Source organism: Streptomyces sp. NPDC005752, from assembly GCF_040630715.1.
In the GTDB taxonomy this organism is placed as follows: domain Bacteria; phylum Actinomycetota; class Actinomycetes; order Streptomycetales; family Streptomycetaceae; genus Streptomyces.
In genome coordinates, this window is sequence record NZ_JBEXYB010000016.1 from 107,380 (window position 1) to 124,574 (window position 17,195).

Genomic DNA, 17,195 nt, shown 5'->3' on the forward strand with positions numbered 1-17,195 from the left:
CGTATCAGGTACCGGTGTCAGTTCCCGCGAGGCGGCCGCCCCGCGGAAGTCCTTGATGGTCCGCGACCGGCCCCGGGGCCCCGCATCAGCGGACGCCCCGGGCCGGGAAGCGGATCAGTACTGCTCGGTCTCCACGAAACCGGCGTCCGCGTCGTCGTCCGCGCCGAAGGCGTCGGCGGCGGCGGTCGGGTCGAAGCCGGGAGGCGAGTCCTTCAGCGCGAGGCCCATACCGGCCAGCTTCGCCTTGACCTCGTCGATCGACTTCGCACCGAAGTTGCGGATGTCGAGCAGGTCCGCCTCGGAGCGGGCCACGAGCTCACCCACGGAGTGGATGCCCTCGCGCTTGAGGCAGTTGTACGAACGGACCGTGAGCTCGAGCTCCTCGATCGGCAGCGCCAGATCGGCGGCGAGCGCGGCGTCCGTCGGGGACGGGCCCATGTCGATGCCCTCGGCGTCGATGTTGAGCTCGCGCGCCAGACCGAACAGCTCGACCAGGGTCTTGCCGGCCGACGCCATGGCGTCACGGGGACGCATGGCCTGCTTGGTCTCGACGTCGACGATCAGCTTGTCGAAGTCGGTGCGCTGCTCGACACGGGTCGCCTCGACCTTGTACGTGACCTTGAGCACCGGGGAGTAGATGGAGTCGACCGGGATCCGGCCGATCTCCTGGCCCACCTGCTTGTTCTGGACGGCGGAGACGTAGCCGCGACCGCGCTCGACGGTCAGCTCCATCTCCAGCTTGCCCTTGCCGTTCAGCGTGGCCAGGACCAGGTCCGGGTTGTGGACCTCGACACCGGCCGGCGGGGCGATGTCAGCAGCGGTGACCAGGCCGGGACCCTGCTTGCGCAGGTACATCACGACCGGCTCGTCGTGCTCCGAGGAGACGACCAGCTGCTTGATGTTGAGGATGAGGTCGGTCACGTCCTCCTTGACGCCCGGCACGGTGGTGAACTCATGCAGGACACCGTCGATCCGGATGCTGGTGACAGCGGCACCGGGGATCGAGGAGAGGAGCGTGCGGCGCAGGGAGTTGCCGAGGGTGTAACCGAAGCCCGGCTCCAGCGGCTCGATCACGAACCGGGAGCGGAACTCGTCGACGACCTCTTCGGTCAGCGACGGACGCTGAGCGATAAGCATGTGGTGATCCTTCAGTCGTGGGCACCCACTATTTGATGCCCGACAGATAAAACAAGGATACGGGCGGTACGCCCAGATAAGGACGTACCGCCCGGATCAAACGCTACTGACGCACGGCCGTCACCGGCCGTAGCGGATCAGACGCGGCGACGCTTCGGCGGACGGCAGCCGTTGTGCGGCGTCGGGGTGACGTCCTGGATCGAACCGACCTCGAGGCCCGTGGCCTGGAGGGAGCGGATCGCGGTCTCACGGCCGGAGCCGGGACCCTTGACGAAGACGTCGACCTTGCGCATGCCGTGCTCCTGCGCGCGGCGGGCGGCCGACTCGGCGGCCATCTGCGCGGCGAAGGGGGTGGACTTGCGCGAGCCCTTGAAGCCGACGTGGCCGGCGGAGGCCCAGGAGATCACGTTGCCCGAGGGGTCCGTGATCGAGACGATGGTGTTGTTGAACGTGCTCTTGATGTGGGCGTGCCCATGAGCGACGTTCTTCTTTTCCTTGCGACGCACCTTCTTGGCTGCGCCCTGACGACCCTTGGGGGGCATGTCTTGACTCCAGATGGAGAGGGGAGGTGATCGGTCCTACAGCGAAGACCGCTGGTTTCCACGGACGTCCGGTGACCCGGGCACCCGTAGTGCGTCCGCTGAGGACTACTTCTTGCCCGGCTTCTTCTTACCGGCGATGGCGCGACGCGGGCCCTTGCGGGTACGCGCGTTCGTGCTGGTGCGCTGACCGTGGACCGGCAGACCGCGACGGTGCCGGATGCCCTGGTAGCAGCCGATCTCGATCTTGCGGCGGATGTCGCCCTGGATCTCGCGGCGAAGGTCACCCTCGGTGCGGAGGTTGGCGTCCACGTACTCGCGGATCTTGACCAGGTCCTCTTCGGCCAGCTCACGAACGCGGGTGTTGGGGTTCACGCCGGCGGCGGCGAGGATCTCCTTGGACCGGGTGCGCCCGATACCGAAGACGTAGGTGAGGGCAACCTCCACGCGCTTTTCGCGCGGGATGTCAACACCTGAAACGCGTGCCATTCAATGGCTCCAGTTGTTATTTCGGGGGTCTTCCACAGCACCACTCCCGAACGCCGACCCGACCCCTGAGGGTGAGTGGTACGTCCGGGTCCCCGGCCCCCGCCGGAGGTGTCGTCAGCCGAAGCTTGGACGGGCACTGCGTATGTACGTTTACGTGCGTCGCGCGAAGAGCTGCGAGATGCAGGTGGTCGTGCGTCAGCCCTGGCGCTGCTTGTGGCGCAGGTTGTCGCAGATGACCATGACCCGGCCGTGACGGCGGATCACCTTGCACTTGTCGCAGATCTTCTTGACGCTCGGCTTGACCTTCATGGGATGTCAGGTTCTCCGGGTCAGTGCCCTCACCACGCCGAAGCGGGATGGCGGCAAGATCTACTTGTAGCGGTAGACGATCCGGCCACGCGTCAGGTCGTACGGAGAGAGCTCCACGACGACCCGGTCATCCGGGAGGATGCGGATGTAGTGCATCCGCATCTTGCCGCTGATGTGCGCGAGGACTTTGTGACCGTTCTGGAGCTCCACCCTGAACATCGCGTTCGGGAGGGACTCGATCACGGTGCCCTCAATTTCGATGGCACCTTGCTTCTTGGCCACGCTTCGCCCTTCGAATCGGCTACCTTGATCGACTCTCACTCATTCGTGTGCAGACATACGGGCACACTGATGCACGAGAGCCGACGAGTCAGTCTACGTCAGCGGACTCCAAAAGACGAATCCGTCAAGTTTGCCCACTAACCCTGATCCTTAGACACGGATCAGCCGGACAGTCCTGCCGACGGCCCGGGCCCAACGTCACTTGAGCGGGTCGGGCGCGGCCTCCACCCCGTACTGGGCGAGCCTCGCGCGACCGCAGTCCGGAGAGGTGAGGACGAGCGGGCCCTGCTCCGTGAGGGCGATCGAGTGCTCCCAGTGGGAGGACCAGGTGCCGTCGGTCGTGAGGACCGTCCACTCGTCGGCCAGGACCTTCGTCTGCGCGGTGCCCAGCGAGACCATCGGCTCGATGGCCAGGCAGACGCCCGGGACGAGCTTGATGCCCTTGCCGCGCTTGCGCGAGACGTAGTTCAGCAGGTGCGGGTCCATGTGCATCTCGGTGCCGATGCCGTGGCCGCCGTAGTCCTCGATGATCCCGTACTTGCCGGTCGCCGGGCGGGGCTGGCGGCGGATGTAGGACTCGATCGCCTTCGAGATGTCGACGAGGCGGTTGTTCACCTTCATCGCGGCGATCCCGGCCCACATGGACTCCTCGGTCACCCGGGAGAGCTCGACGAGCTCCGGAGCGTGACCGGTGCCCACGAAGGCCGTGTACGCCGCGTCGCCGTGCCAGCCGTCGATGATCGCACCGGCGTCGATCGAGATGATGTCGCCGTCCTTGAGGACGGTCTTCTCGTCCGGGATGCCGTGCACCACGACCTCGTTGACCGAGGTGCAGATGGTCGCGGGGAACCCGCCGTAGCCCAGGAAGTTCGACTTCGCGCCGTGGTCGGCGATCACCTTGCGCGCGACCTCGTCCAGGTCCTTCGTGGTGGCGCCGGGGACGGCCGCCTCTCGCGTCGCGGCGTGAATGGCAGCGACCACGAGGCCCGCCTCGCGCATCTTCGCGATCTGCTCGGGGGTCTTGATCTGCACCATCGCTGGGCGCCTCTCTGCGTACGAAGGGGAACGGTTGGAGCCGTAGTCAACGATACGGCGCAAACAGTCGGCCGCGACGCCCGAGGGCGCCGCGGCCGGCTGCAGTGGTGGAGCGGAGGGATCAGCCCTCGTCGGACTTCTTGAGGGCCTCCATGGCCCGCTCGGTCACCTCGGTGACCTTGCCGAGCGCGGAGATCGTCACGACCAGGCCCTGGGCCCGGTAGAAGTCGATGATCGGCTCGGTCTGCGTGTGGTAGACCTCGAGACGGGTACGGACCGTCTCCTCGGTGTCGTCGTCCCGCTGGTACAGCTCGCCGCCACAGGCGTCGCAAACGCCCTCGGTCTTCGGCGGGTTGTACGTCACGTGGAAGACGTGCGCGCTGTCGTTCCGGCAGATACGGCGGCCGGCGATGCGCTTGACCACCTCGTCCTCGGGGACCTCGAGGTCGAGAACCGCGTCCAGCTTGACGCCCTCGCTGAGGAGCATCGTGTCGAGCGCCGCGGCCTGCCCCACATTGCGGGGGAAGCCGTCCAGCAGAAAGCCGTTCACGGCGTCCTGATGGGACATGCGGTCCTTGGCCATCGCGATGGTGACTTCGTCCGGCACCAGCTGTCCCGCGTCCATGTAGGCACGGGCCTGCTTGCCAAGGTCGGTGCCCTGGCTGATGTTGGCGCGGAAGAGGTCGCCCGTGGAGATGTGCGGAATCGAAAGATTCTTGGCAAGGAACGCAGCCTGCGTTCCCTTGCCGGCACCGGGCGGCCCGACGAGGACGATTCGCATCAGCGGAGGAACCCTTCGTAATTGCGCTGCTGGAGCTGACTCTCGATCTGCTTCACGGTCTCCAGACCCACACCCACAATGATCAGGATGCTCGTCCCGCCGAACGGGAAGTTCTGGTTCGCACCGCCGAAGCCCGCCAACGCCATCGTCGGCACGAGAGCGATCAGCCCCAGGTACAGCGATCCCGGCCAAGTGATCCTGTTGAGCACGTAGCTCAGATACTCGGCAGTAGGTCGACCTGCCCGGATACCCGGGATGAAGCCACCATACTTCTTCATGTTGTCGGCGACTTCCTCGGGGTTGAACGAGATCGCCACATAGAAGAATGCGAAGAACACGATCAACAGGAAGTACGTCGCGATGTAGTACGGGTGGTCGCCCTTGACGAAGTGATCCTGAATCCAGGTCGCCCAGCCCGAAGTGGAGTTGGAGAACTGAACGATTAGAGCAGGAATGTAGAGCAGCGAAGAAGCGAAGATGACGGGAATCACACCCGCCTGGTTCACCTTCAGCGGGATGTAAGTGGACGTACCACCGTACGACCGGCGCCCGATCATCCGCTTCGCGTACTGCACCGGAACGCGGCGCTGGGCCTGCTCGACGAAGACGACGAGGCCCACCATCACGAAGCCGATGAGGATGACCGTGATGAACTCGATCCAGCCGTCGGCCAGCTTGCCGCTCTCCTTGATGGCCCAGAGGGCGCCGGGGAAGCTGGCGGCGATCGAGATGAACATCAGGATCGACATGCCGTTGCCGATGCCGCGGTCGGTGATGAGCTCACCGAGCCACATGACGGCGGCGGTGCCGGCGGTCATGGTGATCACCATGACGATCGTCGTGAAGATCGACTGGTTCGGGACGATCTGGTCGGCGACAGGGCAACCGCTGAACAGCGCGCCGCTGCGGGCGGTCGCCACCAGGCCGGTGCCCTGGAGGATGGCCAGCGCCACGGTCAGATAACGCGTGTACTGCGTGATCTTGGCCGTGCCCGACTGCCCCTCCTTCTTGAGGGCTTCGAGCCGGGGGATGACGACGGTCAGCAGCTGAAGAATGATGCTGGCCGTGATGTACGGCATGATGCCGAGCGCGAAGATCGTGATCTGCAGCAGTGCACCACCGCTGAACATGTTGACCAGACCGAAGAGGCTGTTGTTGCCCTTGCTGGCCTGGTCAACACAGGTCTGGACGTTCTCGTAGCTCACCCCCGGTACGGGAATGTGCGCTCCGAGACGATAGAGCACGATGATGCCGAGCGTGAAGAGCAGCTTCTTGCGCAGGTCGGGCGTCTTGAACGCCCGGGCGAACGCGGTGAGCACGGTGCCTCCTGCGACCCCCGCGCAAAAGCGTGAGGTGACGGTCTTGAGGATCGACGGTTACGTAACAGTCAAAGGAACCCGGGCTCTTGCCCGGGGCTTACCACATCAACAACGCACGCCACCTTACCGGCGGACATGCCCCCCTAGGAACGACCAACCGGGGATGCCCCAAATGAGAGGCATCCCCGGTCGGGTGTTCAGGCCACTGTCCTGTCCGAGTTGTCTCAGACGAGTTCGGTGACGGTGCCGCCCGCGGCGGCGATCTTCTCCTTGGCGGAGCCGGAGACGGCGTCAACCGAAACCTGCAGCGCCACGGAGATCTCGCCCTGTCCGAGGACCTTGACGAGCTGGTTGTTACGCACAGCGCCCTTGGCGACCAGGTCGGCCACCGTGACCTCTCCACCCTCGGGGTAGAGCGTCGCGAGCTTGTCCAGGTTCACGACCTGGTACTCGGTGCGGAACGGGTTCTTGAAGCCCTTGAGCTTCGGGAGACGCATGTGGAGGGGCATCTGGCCACCCTCGAAGCGCTCCGGAACCTGGTAACGAGCCTTCGTACCCTTGGTACCACGGCCTGCGGTCTTACCCTTGGACGCCTCACCACGACCCACACGGGTCTTGGCGGTCTTGGCGCCCGGGGCAGGCCGGAGGTTGTGGGCCTTCAGCGGGCTGTTCTCCGCCATGTCAGTCAACCTCCTCAACCGTCACGAGGTGGCGGACGGTCTGCACCATTCCGCGGAACTCGGGGCGGTCCTCCTTGACAACCGAGTCGTTCAGGCGCTTGAGCCCGAGCGAACGCAGGGTGTCGCGGTGGTTCTGCTTGCTGCCGATGTACGACTTCGTCTGCGTGATCTTGAGGCGAGCCATTACGCACCCGCTCCCGCACGTGCACGAAGCAGAGCCGCGGGGGCGACGTCCTCGAGGGGCAGACCGCGGCGGGCCGCGATCTCCTCGGGACGCTGCAGGCCCTGAAGGGCCGCCACGGTCGCATGCACGATGTTGATCGGGTTCGAAGAACCGAGCGACTTCGACAGGATGTCGTGAACGCCGGCGCACTCCAGAACGGCGCGCACCGGGCCACCCGCGATCACACCGGTACCGGGGGAAGCAGGCTTGAGCAGAACGACGCCCGCAGCCTTCTCGCCCTGGATCGGGTGAGGGATGGTGCCCTGGATACGCGGGACCTTGAAGAAGCTCTTCTTGGCCTCTTCGACGCCCTTGGCGATGGCCGCGGGAACTTCCTTGGCCTTGCCGTATCCGACACCGACGCTGCCGTCACCATCGCCCACCACGACCAGCGCGGTGAAGCTGAAGCGACGACCACCCTTCACAACCTTGGCGACGCGGTTGATCGCGACGACACGCTCGACGTACGCGGTCTTCTCGGCTGCGCCGCCGTCACGGCCCTTCCGGTCCCGCCGCTCGCCGCCACCGGCACCGCTTCCGCGGCGCTGGGGTCCAGCCATTGGATTTACCTCTCTCTGTTACGTCCGCTGTGCGTAGGAACCGGAACTTAGAACTTCAGTCCGGCTTCACGGGCGGCGTCAGCCAGAGCGGCAATCCGCCCGGCGTACTGGTTACCACCGCGGTCAAACACGACGGCCTCGACGCCTGCGGCCTTGGCGCGCTCGGCGACCAGGGCCCCGACCTGCTTGGCCAGGGCGCTCTTGTCACCGTCCGCGCTGCGGATGGAAGCATCCAGGGTCGACGCCGACGCGAGCGTGTGGCCCGCGACGTCGTCGATGACCTGAGCGACCATGTGGCGGTTGGAACGCGTCACAACCAAGCGCGGACGCTCGGGCGAACCGGAGATGTGCTTCCGGACGCGGATGTGACGGCGCTTGAGGGCGGCACGCTTGTAGGCGTCGCCCTTGGCAATCTTTACACCGTATGCCATGGCTTACTTACCCGCCTTTCCGACCTTGCGGCGGATAACCTCGCCGGCGTACTTGACGCCCTTGGCCTTGTACGGGTCGGGCTTCCGCAGCTTACGGATCTTCGCCGAAACCTCGCCGACCTTCTGCTTGTCGATGCCCTCGACACTGAACTTCGTGGGCGACTCGACCTTGAAGGTGATGCCTTCGGGAGCCTCGATGAGGATCGGGTGGCTGTAGCCCAGGGCGAACTCCAGGTTGGAGCCCTTCGCCTGGACGCGGTAACCGACACCGCTGATCTCGAGCGCCTTGGTGTATCCCTGGGTCACGCCGGTGATCATGTTCGCCACCAGCGTGCGGGACAGGCCGTGAAGGGCCTTGTTCTGACGCTCGTCGTTAGGACGGACGACGCTGAGCACGCCGTCCTCGCCCTTGGTGACCTCGATCGGCGCTGCGACGGTGTGCGAGAGGGAACCCTTGGGGCCCTTCACCGCGACCGTGCGGCCATCGATGGTGACGTCCACACCGGCGGGAACCTGGATGGGGAGCTTGCCGATTCGCGACATGAGCTGTTCCTCCGTTCCCGACTACCAGACGTAGGCGAGGACTTCCCCACCTACGCCCTTCTTGCTGGCCTGCTGGCCGGTCAGGAGACCGTGGGACGTGGAGATGATCGCCACGCCCAGGCCGCCGAGAACCTTCGGCAGATTGGTGGACTTTGCGTATACACGCAGACCCGGCTTCGAGATTCGCTTGATGCCGGCGATCGAACGCTCGCGGTTCGGACCGAACTTCAGGTCGAGAACGAGGCTCTTGCCGACCTCGGCGTCCTCGACCTTCCAGCCGGTGATGAAGCCCTCCTGCTGGAGGATCTCCGCGATGTGCGACTTGATCTTGCTGTGCGGCATTGCGACTTCGTCGTGATACGCCGAGTTCGCGTTACGCAGACGCGTGAGCATGTCTGCGATGGGGTCAGTCATGGTCATGAGTTGGCCTTCGGCCTCTCTCGCCGGGGTTTCCTGTATGCGCCATCCCTCTCCCCACTCAGTGGCGGGACGGGTGCGGTGCGGGGACCTACGGCGTAGTAAGTCGGTCAGGGCGGCAGGCGCCCAACCCTTCTAGCCTACGGCATGAAGAGCGGGGCTCCTGCCGACCGGATACTTACCGAGAGCTTCTGGTTTCCCTTCGCCCGGAGGCGGAGGAGAACTACCAGGAGCTCTTGGTCACGCCCGGCAGCTCGCCACGGTGAGCCATCTCACGAAGGCACACGCGGCACAGGCCGAACTTGCGGTAGACGGAGTGGGGCCGGCCGCAGCGCTGGCAGCGGGTGTACCCGCGCACGCCGAACTTCGGCTTACGGGCGGCCTTAGCGATCAGAGCCTTCTTCGCCACGGTCAGTTCTCCTTGAACGGGAAGCCGAGGTGACGAAGCAGGGCACGACCCTCGTCGTCGTTGGTCGCCGTGGTGACCACGGTGATGTCCATGCCCCGGACCCGGTCGATCTTGTCCTGGTCGATCTCGTGGAACATGACCTGCTCCGTGAGACCGAAGGTGTAGTTGCCACGGCCGTCGAACTGCTTCGGCGACAGGCCACGGAAGTCACGGATACGCGGAAGCGCGAGCGACAGCGTACGGTCCAGGAACTCCCACATGCGGTCACCACGGAGGGTGACGTGGCAGCCGATCGGCTGCCCCTCGCGCAGCTTGAACTGCGCGATCGACTTGCGGGCCTTCGTGACGGCCGGCTTCTGGCCCGTGATCGTGGTGAGGTCCCTGACGGCACCGTCGATCAGCTTGGAGTCGCGGGCGGCGTCGCCCACACCCATGTTGACCACGATCTTGACCAGACCGGGGACCTGCATGACGTTCTCGTACGAGAACTCCTCACGCAGCTTGCCGGCGATTTCCTCGCGGTAGCGCGTCTTGAGACGCGGCGCAGTGGTGGTCGTCATCAGATGTCCTCACCGGTCCGCTTGGCAACGCGGATCTTCTTGCCCTCGTCGTCGAAGCGGTAGCCGACGCGGGTGACGACCTTGTTGCCGTCCTTCTCCACAACCAGCTGAACATTGCTGACGTGGATCGGGGCCTCGGTGGTGACAATGCCACCCGTCTGCGAACCGCGAGCCGTCTGACCGGCCTTGGTGTGCTTCTTGACCCGGTTGACACCCTCGACGAGGACGCGGTCCTGAGCGGGGAAGGCAACGATGACCTTGCCCTGCTTGCCCTTGTCCTTACCGGTGATGACCTGAACCAGGTCGCCCTTCTTGATCTTCATGCTTACAGCACCTCCGGCGCGAGCGAGATGATCTTCATGAACTTCTTCTCGCGCAGCTCTCGGCCCACCGGGCCGAAGATGCGGGTGCCGCGGGGGTCGCCGTCGTTCTTGAGAATGACAGCGGCGTTCTCGTCGAAGCGGATGTACGAGCCATCCTGACGACGACGCTCCTTGACGGTGCGAACGATGACGGCCTTGACGACGTCACCCTTCTTCACGTTGCCACCGGGGATCGCGTCCTTGACGGTGGCGACGATGACGTCACCGATACCCGCGTAGCGGCGACCCGAGCCACCGAGAACACGGATGGTGAGAATTTCCTTCGCACCCGTGTTGTCGGCGACGCGCAGTCGCGACTCCTGCTGGATCACGTCTATCTCCTGATCGTCTGCCGGTTCCCGGCGGGGGCTCCGGTGAAGGAGCCCCCGCCGAGCCTGGCGGAACTGTCCTGAAGGGAGATTCCCTCAGGGATTACTTGGCCTTCTCGAGGATCTCGACGATGCGCCAGCGCTTCGTGGCGGACAGCGGACGCGTCTCCATGATGACAACGCGGTCGCCGACGCCTGCAGCGTTCTGCTCGTCGTGGGCCTTGAGCTTGTTCGTACGGCGGATGACCTTGCCGTACAGCGCGTGCTTGACGCGGTCCTCGACAGCGACGACGACGGTCTTGTCCATCTTGTCGCTGACGACGAGACCCTCACGGGTCTTGCGGAAACCGCGGTCAGTCTTGGTCTCAGTCACAGTCTTCTCGCTCATCAGACGCTCTCCACCGTCTCGATGCCCAGCTCGCGCTCGCGCATCAGGGTGTAGACCCGGGCGATGTCCTTACGGACGGACTTGAGCCGACCGTGGTTCTCGAGCTGTCCGGTCGCCGCCTGGAAGCGGAGGTTGAACAGCTCTTCCTTGGCCTCGCGGAGCTTGTTGAGGAGCTCCTCGTTGCCCAGCTCGCGCAGCTCGGACGCCTTGGTACCGGCCGACATCACGACTCACCTGCCTCGCGCCGAACGATCCGGCACTTCATCGGAAGCTTGTGAGCAGCGCGGGTGAGCGCCTCACGAGCAATCTTCTCGTTCGGGTAGGACAGCTCGAACATCACCCGACCGGGCTTGACGTTCGCGATCCACCACTCGGGAGAACCCTTACCGGAACCCATGCGGGTCTCGGCAGGCTTCTTCGTCAGGGGGCGGTCCGGGTAGATGTTGATCCAGACCTTGCCGCCACGCTTGATGTGGCGGGTCATCGCGATACGAGCTGCCTCGATCTGGCGGTTCGTCACGTACGCCGGGGACAGCGCCTGGATGCCGTACTCGCCGAACGCAACCTGCGTGCCACCCTTGGACATACCGCTGCGCTTCGGGTGGTGCTGCTTGCGGTGCTTGACCCTACGGGGGATCAGCATTTCGGTCAGGCCTCCGTTCCGGTGCTCTCAGCCGGAGCAGCGGCGGCGGGAGCGTCGGCCTTGGGGGCCTCGGCTGCCGGCGCGGACTGCTGCGGCTTGCGGCCGCCGCGACCGCCACGCTCGCCACCACGGCCACCACGGCCGGCCGGGCGGTCAGCGCCGCCACGGGCCGGACGGTTGCCGGCGCGAGCCGCTGCGTTCTCGGCGCGGACCTCGGCGATGTTCTTGACGTCGCCCTTGTAGATCCAGACCTTCACGCCGATGCGGCCGAAGGTCGTCTTGGCCTCGAAGAAGCCGTAGTCGACGTTCGCACGGAGCGTGTGCAGGGGCACGCGGCCCTCGCGGTAGAACTCCGAGCGGGACATCTCGGCGCCGCCGAGGCGGCCACCGCACTGGATCTTGATGCCCTTGGCGCCGGCCTTCATCGTGCTCTGCATGCTCTTACGCATGGCACGACGGAAGGAGACGCGGGAGGAGAGCTGCTCGGCGACGGCCTGGGCCACCAGCTGAGCGTCCACCTCGGGGTTCTTGACCTCGAGGATGTTCAGCTGGACCTGCTTGCCGGTCAGCTTCTCCAGCTCGCCACGGATGCGGTCGGCCTCGGCGCCACGGCGGCCGATGACGATGCCCGGGCGGGCGGTGTGGATGTCAACGCGGACGCGGTCGCGGGTGCGCTCGATCTCGACCTTCGAGATGCCGGCCCGCTCCATGCCCTTCGTCATCATGCGACGAATGGCGACGTCTTCCTTGACGTAGTCCTTGTACAGCTTGTCGGCGTACCAACGGGACTTGAAGTCCGTGGTAATGCCGAGCCGGAACCCGTGCGGGTTTACCTTCTGGCCCATTACCGGGTTCCTTCCTTGCTGCTGACGACCACGGTGATGTGGCTGGTCCGCTTACGGATCCGGTAGGCACGGCCCTGAGCACGCGGACGGAACCGCTTCAGGGTCGGGCCCTCGTCCACGTACGCCTCGCTGATGACCAGCGAAGAGGCGTCAGGGTGGTCGTAGTTGTGTGCAGCGTTGGCGATGGCGCTGTCAAGCACCTTGCCAACCGGCACGCTCGCGGCCTGCGGGGCGAAACGCAGGACCGCCTGAGCCTCCGTGGCATCCATGCCACGGATGAGGTCCACCACTCGGCGGGCCTTCATGGGCGTGACGCGGATGTACCGCGCCTGGGCCCTGGCTTCCATGGTTGTCCCTTCGGTGTAAGTCATAGTCGTTTCCACCCCGCGCTAGCGGCGCTTCGACTTCCGGTCGTCCTTGACGTGGCCGCGGAAGGTGCGAGTCGGCGAGAACTCGCCGAGCTTGTGGCCGACCATCGACTCGGTGACGAACACCGGGACGTGGATCTTGCCGTTGTGCACCGCGATGGTGTGACCCAGCATGGCCGGGATGATCATCGAGCGACGGGACCAGGTCTTGATGACGTTCTTGGTGCCTGCCTCGTTCTGTACGTCCACCTTCTTGATGAGGTGGCCGTCGACGAAGGGCCCCTTCTTGAGACTGCGCGGCATCTAAACCCGCTCCTAGCGCTTCTTGTTCGTCTTGCGGCGGCGGACGATGTACTTGCTCGATGCCTTCTTCGGCGAGCGAGTACGACCCTCCTTCTGACCCCACGGCGAGACCGGGTGACGTCCACCGGAGGTCTTGCCTTCACCACCACCGTGCGGGTGGTCAACCGGGTTCATCGCGACACCGCGGACGGTCGGGCGAACGCCCTTCCAGCGCATACGGCCGGCCTTGCCCCAGTTGATGTTCGACTGCTCGGCGTTGCCGACCTCGCCGATCGTGGCGCGGCAGCGGGCGTCGACCAGCCGGATCTCTCCGGACGGCATACGAAGGTGGGCCATCGTGCCCTCCTTCGCCAGCAGCTGCACGGAGGCACCCGCGGAACGGGCGAACTTCGCGCCGCCGCCGGGCCGCAGCTCGATGGCGTGGAGGGTCGTACCGACCGGGATGTTGCGCAGCGCCAGGTTGTTGCCCGGCTTGATGTCTGCGGTCGGACCGTTCTCGACGCGGTCACCCTGCGACAGACCACGGGGGGCGACGATGTAACGCTTCTCGCCGTCCGCGTAGTGCAGCAGCGCGATGCGCGCGGTGCGGTTCGGGTCGTACTCGATGTGCGCGACCTTGGCCGGCACGCCGTCCTTGTCGTGACGACGGAAGTCGATCACTCGGTAGGCGCGCTTGTGGCCACCGCCCTGGTGGCGAACGGTCACACGACCGGCGTTGTTACGGCCGCCCTTGCTGTGCAGGGGGCGGACCAGCGACTTCTCCGGCGTGGACCGCGTGATCTCGACAAAGTCGGCGACGCTGGAGCCACGACGGCCCGGGGTCGTCGGCTTGTACTTGCGGATACCCATTGTCTCTCAGTCCTCGGAAGAATTCCGGATCCTGGACGTCTCGACCTCCGTCAGGAGGTCGGGCCGCCGAAGATGTCGATACGGTCGCCCTCGGCGAGGGTCACGATGGCGCGCTTCGTGTCGGCGCGCTTGCCGAAACCGGTCTTGGTGCGCTTGCGCTTACCCTGCCGGTTGATCGTGTTGACCCCGGTGACCTTGACCGAGAAGACCGCTTCCACGGCCTGCTTGATCTGGGTCTTGTTGGAGCCGGGCGCGACGATGAAGGTGTACTTGTTCTCGTCGAGCAGCGCGTAGCTCTTCTCGGAGACAACCGGCTTGACGAGAACGTCACGCGGGTCCGAGTAGGTCTTGCTGGTAACGGTCGCCTCACTCATCAGGCGGCGCTCCCTTCGGTCTCAGCGGTCTGGGGGCCAGACACGAAGGACTCGAAAGCGGCCTGGGTGAAGACCACGTCGTCAGAGACGATCACGTCGTACGTGTTCAGCTGGCCCGGCTCCAGGATGTGCACCTGGGGCAGGTTGCGCGCGGACAGCCACGCGGCCTCGTCGGCGCGGTCGACGACCAGGAGCAGGTTGCTGCGCTCCGAGATCTTGCCGAACAGCGACTTGGCGGCCTTGGTGGAGACCCCACCCTCGACCACGCCGGTGACGACGTGGATGCGGGAGTGACGTGCCCGGTCCGAGAGGGCACCGCGCAGAGCGGCGGCCTTCATCTTCTTCGGGGTGCGCTGCGAGTAGTCACGCGGCTGCGGGCCGTGGACGACGCCACCGCCGACGAACTGCGGTGCGCGGGTCGAACCCTGGCGGGCGCGGCCGGTGCCCTTCTGGCGGTACGGCTTGCGGCCACCACCACGGACTTCGCCACGACGCTTGGTCTTGTGCGTGCCCTGACGGGCAGCTGCCAGCTGTGCGACAACGACCTGGTGGATCAGCGGAACGCTGGTCTTCGCGTCGAAGATCTCCGCGGGGAGCTCGACGGTACCGGCCTTGTCGCCTGCCGGCGAAAGGATGTCAATGGTGCTCATTACCTCAAGCCCCCTTGGCCGCGGTACGGACCAGGACGAGGCCGCCGTTCGGACCGGGGACTGCGCCCTTGATGAGCAGCAGACCCTTCTCCGCGTCAACCGCGTGGATGGTCAGGTTCTGGGTGGTGACGCGCTCGTTACCCATACGACCGGCCATGCGCATGCCCTTGAAGACACGCCCAGGGGTGGCGCAGCCACCGATCGAACCGGGGGAACGGTGCTTGCGCTGGACGCCGTGGCCGGCGCCGAGGCCCTTGAAGTTGTGACGCTTCATGACACCGGCGAAGCCCTTGCCCTTGCTCTTGCCCGTGACGTCAACCTTGACGCCGGACTCGAACACCTCGGCAGTGACCTCCTGGCCCAGCGTGTACTCGCTGGCGTCAGGGGTGCGGAGCTCCACCAGGTGGCGGCGCGGGGTCACGTCAGCCTTGGCGAAGTGGCCCTTGAGGGGCTTGTTCACCTTGCGCGGGTCGATCTCGCCGAAGGCGATCTGGACCGACTCGTAGCCGTCGCTGTCGTTCGTACGGACCTGCGTCACGACGCACGGACCAGCCTTGACGACGGTCACCGGGACAACCCGGTTGTTCTCGTCCCAGACCTGGGTCATGCCGAGCTTCTCGCCCAGGACGCCCTTGATGTTCTTGCTCATCTCGGCCCGTCCCTTCAGAGCTTGATCTCGATGTCGACGCCAGCCGGCAGGTCGAGACGCATCAGCGAGTCAACCGTCTTCGGGGTGGGGTCGAGAATGTCGATGAGGCGCTTGTGCGTGCGCATCTCGAAGTGCTCGCGAGAGTCCTTGTACTTGTGCGGCGACTTGATGACGCAGTACACGTTCTTCTCAGTGGGCAGCGGCACCGGGCCTGCGACCGACGCACCAGTGCGGGTCACCGTCTCGACGATCTTCTTCGCCGAGGAGTCGATGACCTCGTGGTCGTAGGCCTTGAGCCGGATGCGGATCTTCTGTCCCGCCATGGCTACTAGTAGTCCTGTCTCTCATAACGCTCTGGAACCCGGGAGTTCTCGTAACCTCCGCCTCCGACCCACGCGGTCGGGCGTGTCGCATCCCCTCTACGAAGATCTCCCGAAGGATTTCCCAACCAAGGGGGTGCGGGCCGAAACCGCGCTGCCGGGGGCGAAACCCCACCGGGTGCCTGGTCAGTACCCCACTGACACTTCCCGGAAGATTCCCGTACGTCCGACCCTGGGGGTCGACGAGTACTGTGGGACTCGCTTCCGGTCCTCCCGGCGGGAGGCGCGCAGCATTGACACTCAACCGAGCAACCTGGCCAGTGTGCCATACGGCTCCGGGGCCTGGCCAATCGGGTCCGGGATCTTACCCCCTGCGAGGGACCGGTCAAACGCAGGCGCCCGCGCGACGGTCCGCGATCTTCCTCCGGACCGGGGTCGCGAGCCTGTTCGACGTATCCGTGGATGGGGTGAGGTTTCAGTCCACGGCATATGCCAGGGGGATGCCGGCCCTAGCGTCCGGGCCATGGTCAATTCGTCGCACGAAGCGATGCACCGGATCTTCCAGGAAGAGCCGGGCATCTTCACACGGACATTCAGAACCTTGGGCATCCCGTTCCCCGGGACCGTCGAGGTGTCGGTGCTGACCACCGACCTGACCGAGACCCAGCCGCTGGAACGCCGCCTCGACACCCTGCTGAGAGTGGAGACCGCCGACGGCAGGCCCTATCTCCTGGCCGTCGAGTCCCAAGGCCGGAAGGACCCGGCCAAGTCCAGCAGTTGGACGTACTACCTCGCCCACCTCCATGCCAAGTACGGCATCGATCCCGTACTGCTCGTCGTCTGCCAGGACGAGTCGACGGCTCGGTGGGCCGCCCGCCCCATCCGGATCGGCCCTCCGGAATGGCCGTCGCTCACCGTGCGCCCCCTGGCGCTGGGTCCCCACAACGTCCCGGCCGTGACCGATCCATCAGTGGCGGCACAGGATGTCCCACTCGCCGCTTTCTCGGCGATTACACATGGTAAGGATCCGAATGCGGCTGCCATACTCGAAGCGCTGGCCACCGCTCTGAAGACCGTCGACGAAGAGACCGCGATCATCTTCAGCGAGCTCACCGAACTCGGGCTGGGCAACACCCCGGCCGCCCAGATCTGGAGGAACCTCATGGCCATCGACCTCTCGTTCTTCCGCTCGGAGTCCTCACAGCGACTGCGGGCGGAAGGCAAGGCGGAAGGCAAGGCGGAGGCGGTGGTCCAGGTACTGGAACAGCGCGGTATCGCCGTCGCGGACGGCGTCAGGGCCCGAATCGACGCGTGCACGGACACCGACACTCTGGCCCGCTGGCTGGCGCGGGCACTCACCGCGGAAACGGCCGAGGAACTGTTCGCGGACGCCTGACAGAA

30 protein-coding genes are annotated in these 17,195 nt (G+C 65.5%); 1 reads left to right on the forward strand and 29 read right to left on the reverse strand.

Annotated features, from left to right (window positions below; translation table 11 throughout):
* Nucleotides 1-114: 114 nt before the first annotated feature.
* The 29 genes from ABZ441_RS15910 to rpsJ all read right to left on the reverse strand — a co-directional run bounded on the left by ABZ441_RS15910 (nt 115) and on the right by rpsJ (nt 15,797).
* Nucleotides 115-1,137, reverse strand: coding sequence for a DNA-directed RNA polymerase subunit alpha (locus ABZ441_RS15910; protein WP_003966937.1), 1,023 nt, complete (start codon nt 1,135-1,137; stop codon nt 115-117).
* Nucleotides 1,138-1,274: 137 nt separating this feature from the next.
* Nucleotides 1,275-1,679 (reverse strand): 30S ribosomal protein S11, encoded by a 405-nt coding sequence (rpsK, locus tag ABZ441_RS15915; RefSeq protein WP_003956432.1) that lies wholly within the window; start codon nt 1,677-1,679, stop codon nt 1,275-1,277.
* A gap of 105 nt (nt 1,680-1,784) precedes the next feature.
* Nucleotides 1,785-2,165: a 30S ribosomal protein S13 gene (rpsM, locus tag ABZ441_RS15920; RefSeq protein ID WP_205018355.1), complete on the reverse strand. Its 381-nt coding sequence runs from the start codon at nt 2,163-2,165 to the stop codon at nt 1,785-1,787.
* 195 nt (nt 2,166-2,360) lie between these two features.
* Nucleotides 2,361-2,474: a 50S ribosomal protein L36 gene (gene rpmJ, locus ABZ441_RS15925; RefSeq protein ID WP_003956441.1), complete on the reverse strand. Its 114-nt coding sequence runs from the start codon at nt 2,472-2,474 to the stop codon at nt 2,361-2,363.
* Nucleotides 2,475-2,534: 60 nt separating this feature from the next.
* On the reverse strand, nt 2,535-2,756 hold the full coding sequence (infA, locus tag ABZ441_RS15930) for a translation initiation factor IF-1 (RefSeq protein WP_014047798.1): 222 nt from the start codon (nt 2,754-2,756) through the stop codon (nt 2,535-2,537).
* A 198-nt stretch (nt 2,757-2,954) separates the two neighbouring features.
* The gene (map, locus tag ABZ441_RS15935) at nt 2,955-3,791 is read right to left on the reverse strand and encodes a type I methionyl aminopeptidase (protein ID WP_358973502.1); all 837 of its coding nucleotides are present in this window, start codon (nt 3,789-3,791) and stop codon (nt 2,955-2,957) included.
* A gap of 121 nt (nt 3,792-3,912) precedes the next feature.
* A complete protein-coding gene (locus ABZ441_RS15940; RefSeq protein WP_358973505.1) occupies nt 3,913-4,572 on the reverse strand; it encodes an adenylate kinase in 660 nt (219 codons plus the stop codon).
* A complete protein-coding gene (gene secY, locus ABZ441_RS15945) occupies nt 4,572-5,891 on the reverse strand; it encodes a preprotein translocase subunit SecY (RefSeq protein ID WP_205018352.1) in 1,320 nt (439 codons plus the stop codon). The genes ABZ441_RS15940 and secY overlap by 1 nt, the downstream gene beginning before the upstream one ends.
* A gap of 224 nt (nt 5,892-6,115) precedes the next feature.
* Complete coding sequence (gene rplO / locus ABZ441_RS15950) at nt 6,116-6,571, reverse strand: 50S ribosomal protein L15 (RefSeq protein WP_358973508.1); 456 nt, start codon at nt 6,569-6,571, stop codon at nt 6,116-6,118.
* A gap of 1 nt (nt 6,572) precedes the next feature.
* A complete protein-coding gene (gene rpmD, locus ABZ441_RS15955) occupies nt 6,573-6,755 on the reverse strand; it encodes a 50S ribosomal protein L30 (protein ID WP_006126892.1) in 183 nt (60 codons plus the stop codon).
* On the reverse strand, nt 6,755-7,354 hold the full coding sequence (rpsE, locus tag ABZ441_RS15960) for a 30S ribosomal protein S5 (RefSeq protein WP_031096387.1): 600 nt from the start codon (nt 7,352-7,354) through the stop codon (nt 6,755-6,757). The genes rpmD and rpsE overlap by 1 nt, the downstream gene beginning before the upstream one ends.
* Nucleotides 7,355-7,401: 47 nt before the next feature.
* Entirely contained in the window at nt 7,402-7,785 is a 384-nt protein-coding gene (rplR, locus tag ABZ441_RS15965) for a 50S ribosomal protein L18 (RefSeq protein WP_356532941.1), read from the reverse strand.
* A 3-nt stretch (nt 7,786-7,788) separates the two neighbouring features.
* Nucleotides 7,789-8,328: a 50S ribosomal protein L6 gene (rplF, locus tag ABZ441_RS15970; RefSeq protein WP_031096383.1), complete on the reverse strand. Its 540-nt coding sequence runs from the start codon at nt 8,326-8,328 to the stop codon at nt 7,789-7,791.
* A gap of 21 nt (nt 8,329-8,349) precedes the next feature.
* Complete coding sequence (gene rpsH, locus ABZ441_RS15975; protein WP_031096381.1) at nt 8,350-8,748, reverse strand: 30S ribosomal protein S8; 399 nt, start codon at nt 8,746-8,748, stop codon at nt 8,350-8,352.
* A gap of 220 nt (nt 8,749-8,968) precedes the next feature.
* Complete coding sequence (locus tag ABZ441_RS15980) at nt 8,969-9,154, reverse strand: type Z 30S ribosomal protein S14 (RefSeq protein WP_003948630.1); 186 nt, start codon at nt 9,152-9,154, stop codon at nt 8,969-8,971.
* A 2-nt stretch (nt 9,155-9,156) separates the two neighbouring features.
* Nucleotides 9,157-9,714 (reverse strand): 50S ribosomal protein L5, encoded by a 558-nt coding sequence (gene rplE, locus ABZ441_RS15985; RefSeq protein WP_014047789.1) that lies wholly within the window; start codon nt 9,712-9,714, stop codon nt 9,157-9,159.
* Nucleotides 9,714-10,037 carry a 50S ribosomal protein L24 gene (gene rplX, locus ABZ441_RS15990; protein WP_014047788.1) on the reverse strand — a complete coding sequence of 108 codons (324 nt, stop codon included), beginning with the start codon at nt 10,035-10,037 and terminating at the stop codon, nt 9,714-9,716. The genes rplE and rplX overlap by 1 nt, the downstream gene beginning before the upstream one ends.
* A gap of 2 nt (nt 10,038-10,039) precedes the next feature.
* Nucleotides 10,040-10,408 carry a 50S ribosomal protein L14 gene (gene rplN / locus ABZ441_RS15995; protein WP_003966950.1) on the reverse strand — a complete coding sequence of 123 codons (369 nt, stop codon included), beginning with the start codon at nt 10,406-10,408 and terminating at the stop codon, nt 10,040-10,042.
* A 100-nt stretch (nt 10,409-10,508) separates the two neighbouring features.
* Nucleotides 10,509-10,793 (reverse strand): 30S ribosomal protein S17, encoded by a 285-nt coding sequence (rpsQ, locus tag ABZ441_RS16000; RefSeq protein ID WP_205018351.1) that lies wholly within the window; start codon nt 10,791-10,793, stop codon nt 10,509-10,511.
* The gene (gene rpmC / locus ABZ441_RS16005; RefSeq protein WP_031096372.1) at nt 10,793-11,017 is read right to left on the reverse strand and encodes a 50S ribosomal protein L29; all 225 of its coding nucleotides are present in this window, start codon (nt 11,015-11,017) and stop codon (nt 10,793-10,795) included. The genes rpsQ and rpmC overlap by 1 nt, the downstream gene beginning before the upstream one ends.
* The gene (rplP, locus tag ABZ441_RS16010; RefSeq protein ID WP_014154587.1) at nt 11,017-11,436 is read right to left on the reverse strand and encodes a 50S ribosomal protein L16; all 420 of its coding nucleotides are present in this window, start codon (nt 11,434-11,436) and stop codon (nt 11,017-11,019) included. The genes rpmC and rplP overlap by 1 nt, the downstream gene beginning before the upstream one ends.
* A 5-nt stretch (nt 11,437-11,441) precedes the next feature.
* Complete coding sequence (gene rpsC, locus ABZ441_RS16015; protein WP_358973519.1) at nt 11,442-12,281, reverse strand: 30S ribosomal protein S3; 840 nt, start codon at nt 12,279-12,281, stop codon at nt 11,442-11,444.
* Nucleotides 12,281-12,628 (reverse strand): 50S ribosomal protein L22, encoded by a 348-nt coding sequence (gene rplV / locus ABZ441_RS16020; RefSeq protein ID WP_026290933.1) that lies wholly within the window; start codon nt 12,626-12,628, stop codon nt 12,281-12,283. Before rplV ends, rpsC begins: the two co-directional genes overlap by 1 nt.
* Nucleotides 12,629-12,670: 42 nt before the next feature.
* Entirely contained in the window at nt 12,671-12,952 is a 282-nt protein-coding gene (gene rpsS / locus ABZ441_RS16025) for a 30S ribosomal protein S19 (RefSeq protein ID WP_023539342.1), read from the reverse strand.
* 12 nt (nt 12,953-12,964) lie between these two features.
* A complete protein-coding gene (gene rplB, locus ABZ441_RS16030) occupies nt 12,965-13,801 on the reverse strand; it encodes a 50S ribosomal protein L2 (protein WP_358973522.1) in 837 nt (278 codons plus the stop codon).
* Nucleotides 13,802-13,851: 50 nt separating this feature from the next.
* Entirely contained in the window at nt 13,852-14,175 is a 324-nt protein-coding gene (gene rplW, locus ABZ441_RS16035; RefSeq protein ID WP_014154589.1) for a 50S ribosomal protein L23, read from the reverse strand.
* A complete protein-coding gene (gene rplD, locus ABZ441_RS16040) occupies nt 14,175-14,825 on the reverse strand; it encodes a 50S ribosomal protein L4 (RefSeq protein WP_358973526.1) in 651 nt (216 codons plus the stop codon). Before rplD ends, rplW begins: the two co-directional genes overlap by 1 nt.
* A gap of 4 nt (nt 14,826-14,829) precedes the next feature.
* Entirely contained in the window at nt 14,830-15,474 is a 645-nt protein-coding gene (gene rplC / locus ABZ441_RS16045) for a 50S ribosomal protein L3 (protein WP_014154591.1), read from the reverse strand.
* A gap of 14 nt (nt 15,475-15,488) precedes the next feature.
* Nucleotides 15,489-15,797, reverse strand: a complete 309-nt coding sequence (rpsJ, locus tag ABZ441_RS16050) for a 30S ribosomal protein S10 (RefSeq protein ID WP_003948644.1) — start codon at nt 15,795-15,797, stop codon at nt 15,489-15,491.
* Between the two features lie 520 nt (nt 15,798-16,317).
* Between rpsJ and ABZ441_RS16055 the strand changes: the two genes are divergently transcribed.
* On the forward strand, nt 16,318-17,190 hold the full coding sequence (locus ABZ441_RS16055; RefSeq protein WP_358973531.1) for a hypothetical protein: 873 nt from the start codon (nt 16,318-16,320) through the stop codon (nt 17,188-17,190).
* Nucleotides 17,191-17,195: the final 5 nt, after the last annotated feature.

Coding starts and splice junctions, on each gene's coding strand:
- rpsK (WP_003956432.1), bottom strand. CDS start 1,679: ATGCCCCCCAAGGGTCGTCAGGGCGCAGCCAAGAAGGTGCGTCGCAAG.
- rpmC (WP_031096372.1), bottom strand. CDS start 11,017: ATGTCGGCCGGTACCAAGGCGTCCGAGCTGCGCGAGCTGGGCAACGAG.
- rpsS (WP_023539342.1), bottom strand. CDS start 12,952: ATGCCGCGCAGTCTCAAGAAGGGGCCCTTCGTCGACGGCCACCTCATC.
- rplV (WP_026290933.1), bottom strand. CDS start 12,628: ATGGAAGCCAGGGCCCAGGCGCGGTACATCCGCGTCACGCCCATGAAG.
- rplE (WP_014047789.1), bottom strand. CDS start 9,714: ATGACGACCACCACTGCGCCGCGTCTCAAGACGCGCTACCGCGAGGAA.
- ABZ441_RS16055 (WP_358973531.1), top strand. CDS start 16,318: ATGGTCAATTCGTCGCACGAAGCGATGCACCGGATCTTCCAGGAAGAG.
- rplO (WP_358973508.1), bottom strand. CDS start 6,571: ATGGCGGAGAACAGCCCGCTGAAGGCCCACAACCTCCGGCCTGCCCCG.
- rpsH (WP_031096381.1), bottom strand. CDS start 8,748: ATGACCATGACTGACCCCATCGCAGACATGCTCACGCGTCTGCGTAAC.
- ABZ441_RS15910 (WP_003966937.1), bottom strand. CDS start 1,137: ATGCTTATCGCTCAGCGTCCGTCGCTGACCGAAGAGGTCGTCGACGAG.
- rplW (WP_014154589.1), bottom strand. CDS start 14,175: ATGAGTGAGGCGACCGTTACCAGCAAGACCTACTCGGACCCGCGTGAC.
- rplC (WP_014154591.1), bottom strand. CDS start 15,474: ATGAGCAAGAACATCAAGGGCGTCCTGGGCGAGAAGCTCGGCATGACC.
- rpsE (WP_031096387.1), bottom strand. CDS start 7,354: ATGGCTGGACCCCAGCGCCGCGGAAGCGGTGCCGGTGGCGGCGAGCGG.
- rplX (WP_014047788.1), bottom strand. CDS start 10,037: ATGAAGATCAAGAAGGGCGACCTGGTTCAGGTCATCACCGGTAAGGAC.
- rplB (WP_358973522.1), bottom strand. CDS start 13,801: ATGGGTATCCGCAAGTACAAGCCGACGACCCCGGGCCGTCGTGGCTCC.
- rpsC (WP_358973519.1), bottom strand. CDS start 12,281: ATGGGCCAGAAGGTAAACCCGCACGGGTTCCGGCTCGGCATTACCACG.
- map (WP_358973502.1), bottom strand. CDS start 3,791: ATGGTGCAGATCAAGACCCCCGAGCAGATCGCGAAGATGCGCGAGGCG.
- rplD (WP_358973526.1), bottom strand. CDS start 14,825: ATGAGCACCATTGACATCCTTTCGCCGGCAGGCGACAAGGCCGGTACC.
- rpsJ (WP_003948644.1), bottom strand. CDS start 15,797: ATGGCGGGACAGAAGATCCGCATCCGGCTCAAGGCCTACGACCACGAG.
- rpmD (WP_006126892.1), bottom strand. CDS start 6,755: ATGGCTCGCCTCAAGATCACGCAGACGAAGTCGTACATCGGCAGCAAG.
- rplF (WP_031096383.1), bottom strand. CDS start 8,328: ATGTCGCGAATCGGCAAGCTCCCCATCCAGGTTCCCGCCGGTGTGGAC.
- rpsQ (WP_205018351.1), bottom strand. CDS start 10,793: ATGAGCGAGAAGACTGTGACTGAGACCAAGACTGACCGCGGTTTCCGC.
- rpmJ (WP_003956441.1), bottom strand. CDS start 2,474: ATGAAGGTCAAGCCGAGCGTCAAGAAGATCTGCGACAAGTGCAAGGTG.
- rpsM (WP_205018355.1), bottom strand. CDS start 2,165: ATGGCACGCGTTTCAGGTGTTGACATCCCGCGCGAAAAGCGCGTGGAG.
- rplP (WP_014154587.1), bottom strand. CDS start 11,436: ATGCTGATCCCCCGTAGGGTCAAGCACCGCAAGCAGCACCACCCGAAG.
- rplR (WP_356532941.1), bottom strand. CDS start 7,785: ATGGCATACGGTGTAAAGATTGCCAAGGGCGACGCCTACAAGCGTGCC.
- ABZ441_RS15940 (WP_358973505.1), bottom strand. CDS start 4,572: ATGCGAATCGTCCTCGTCGGGCCGCCCGGTGCCGGCAAGGGAACGCAG.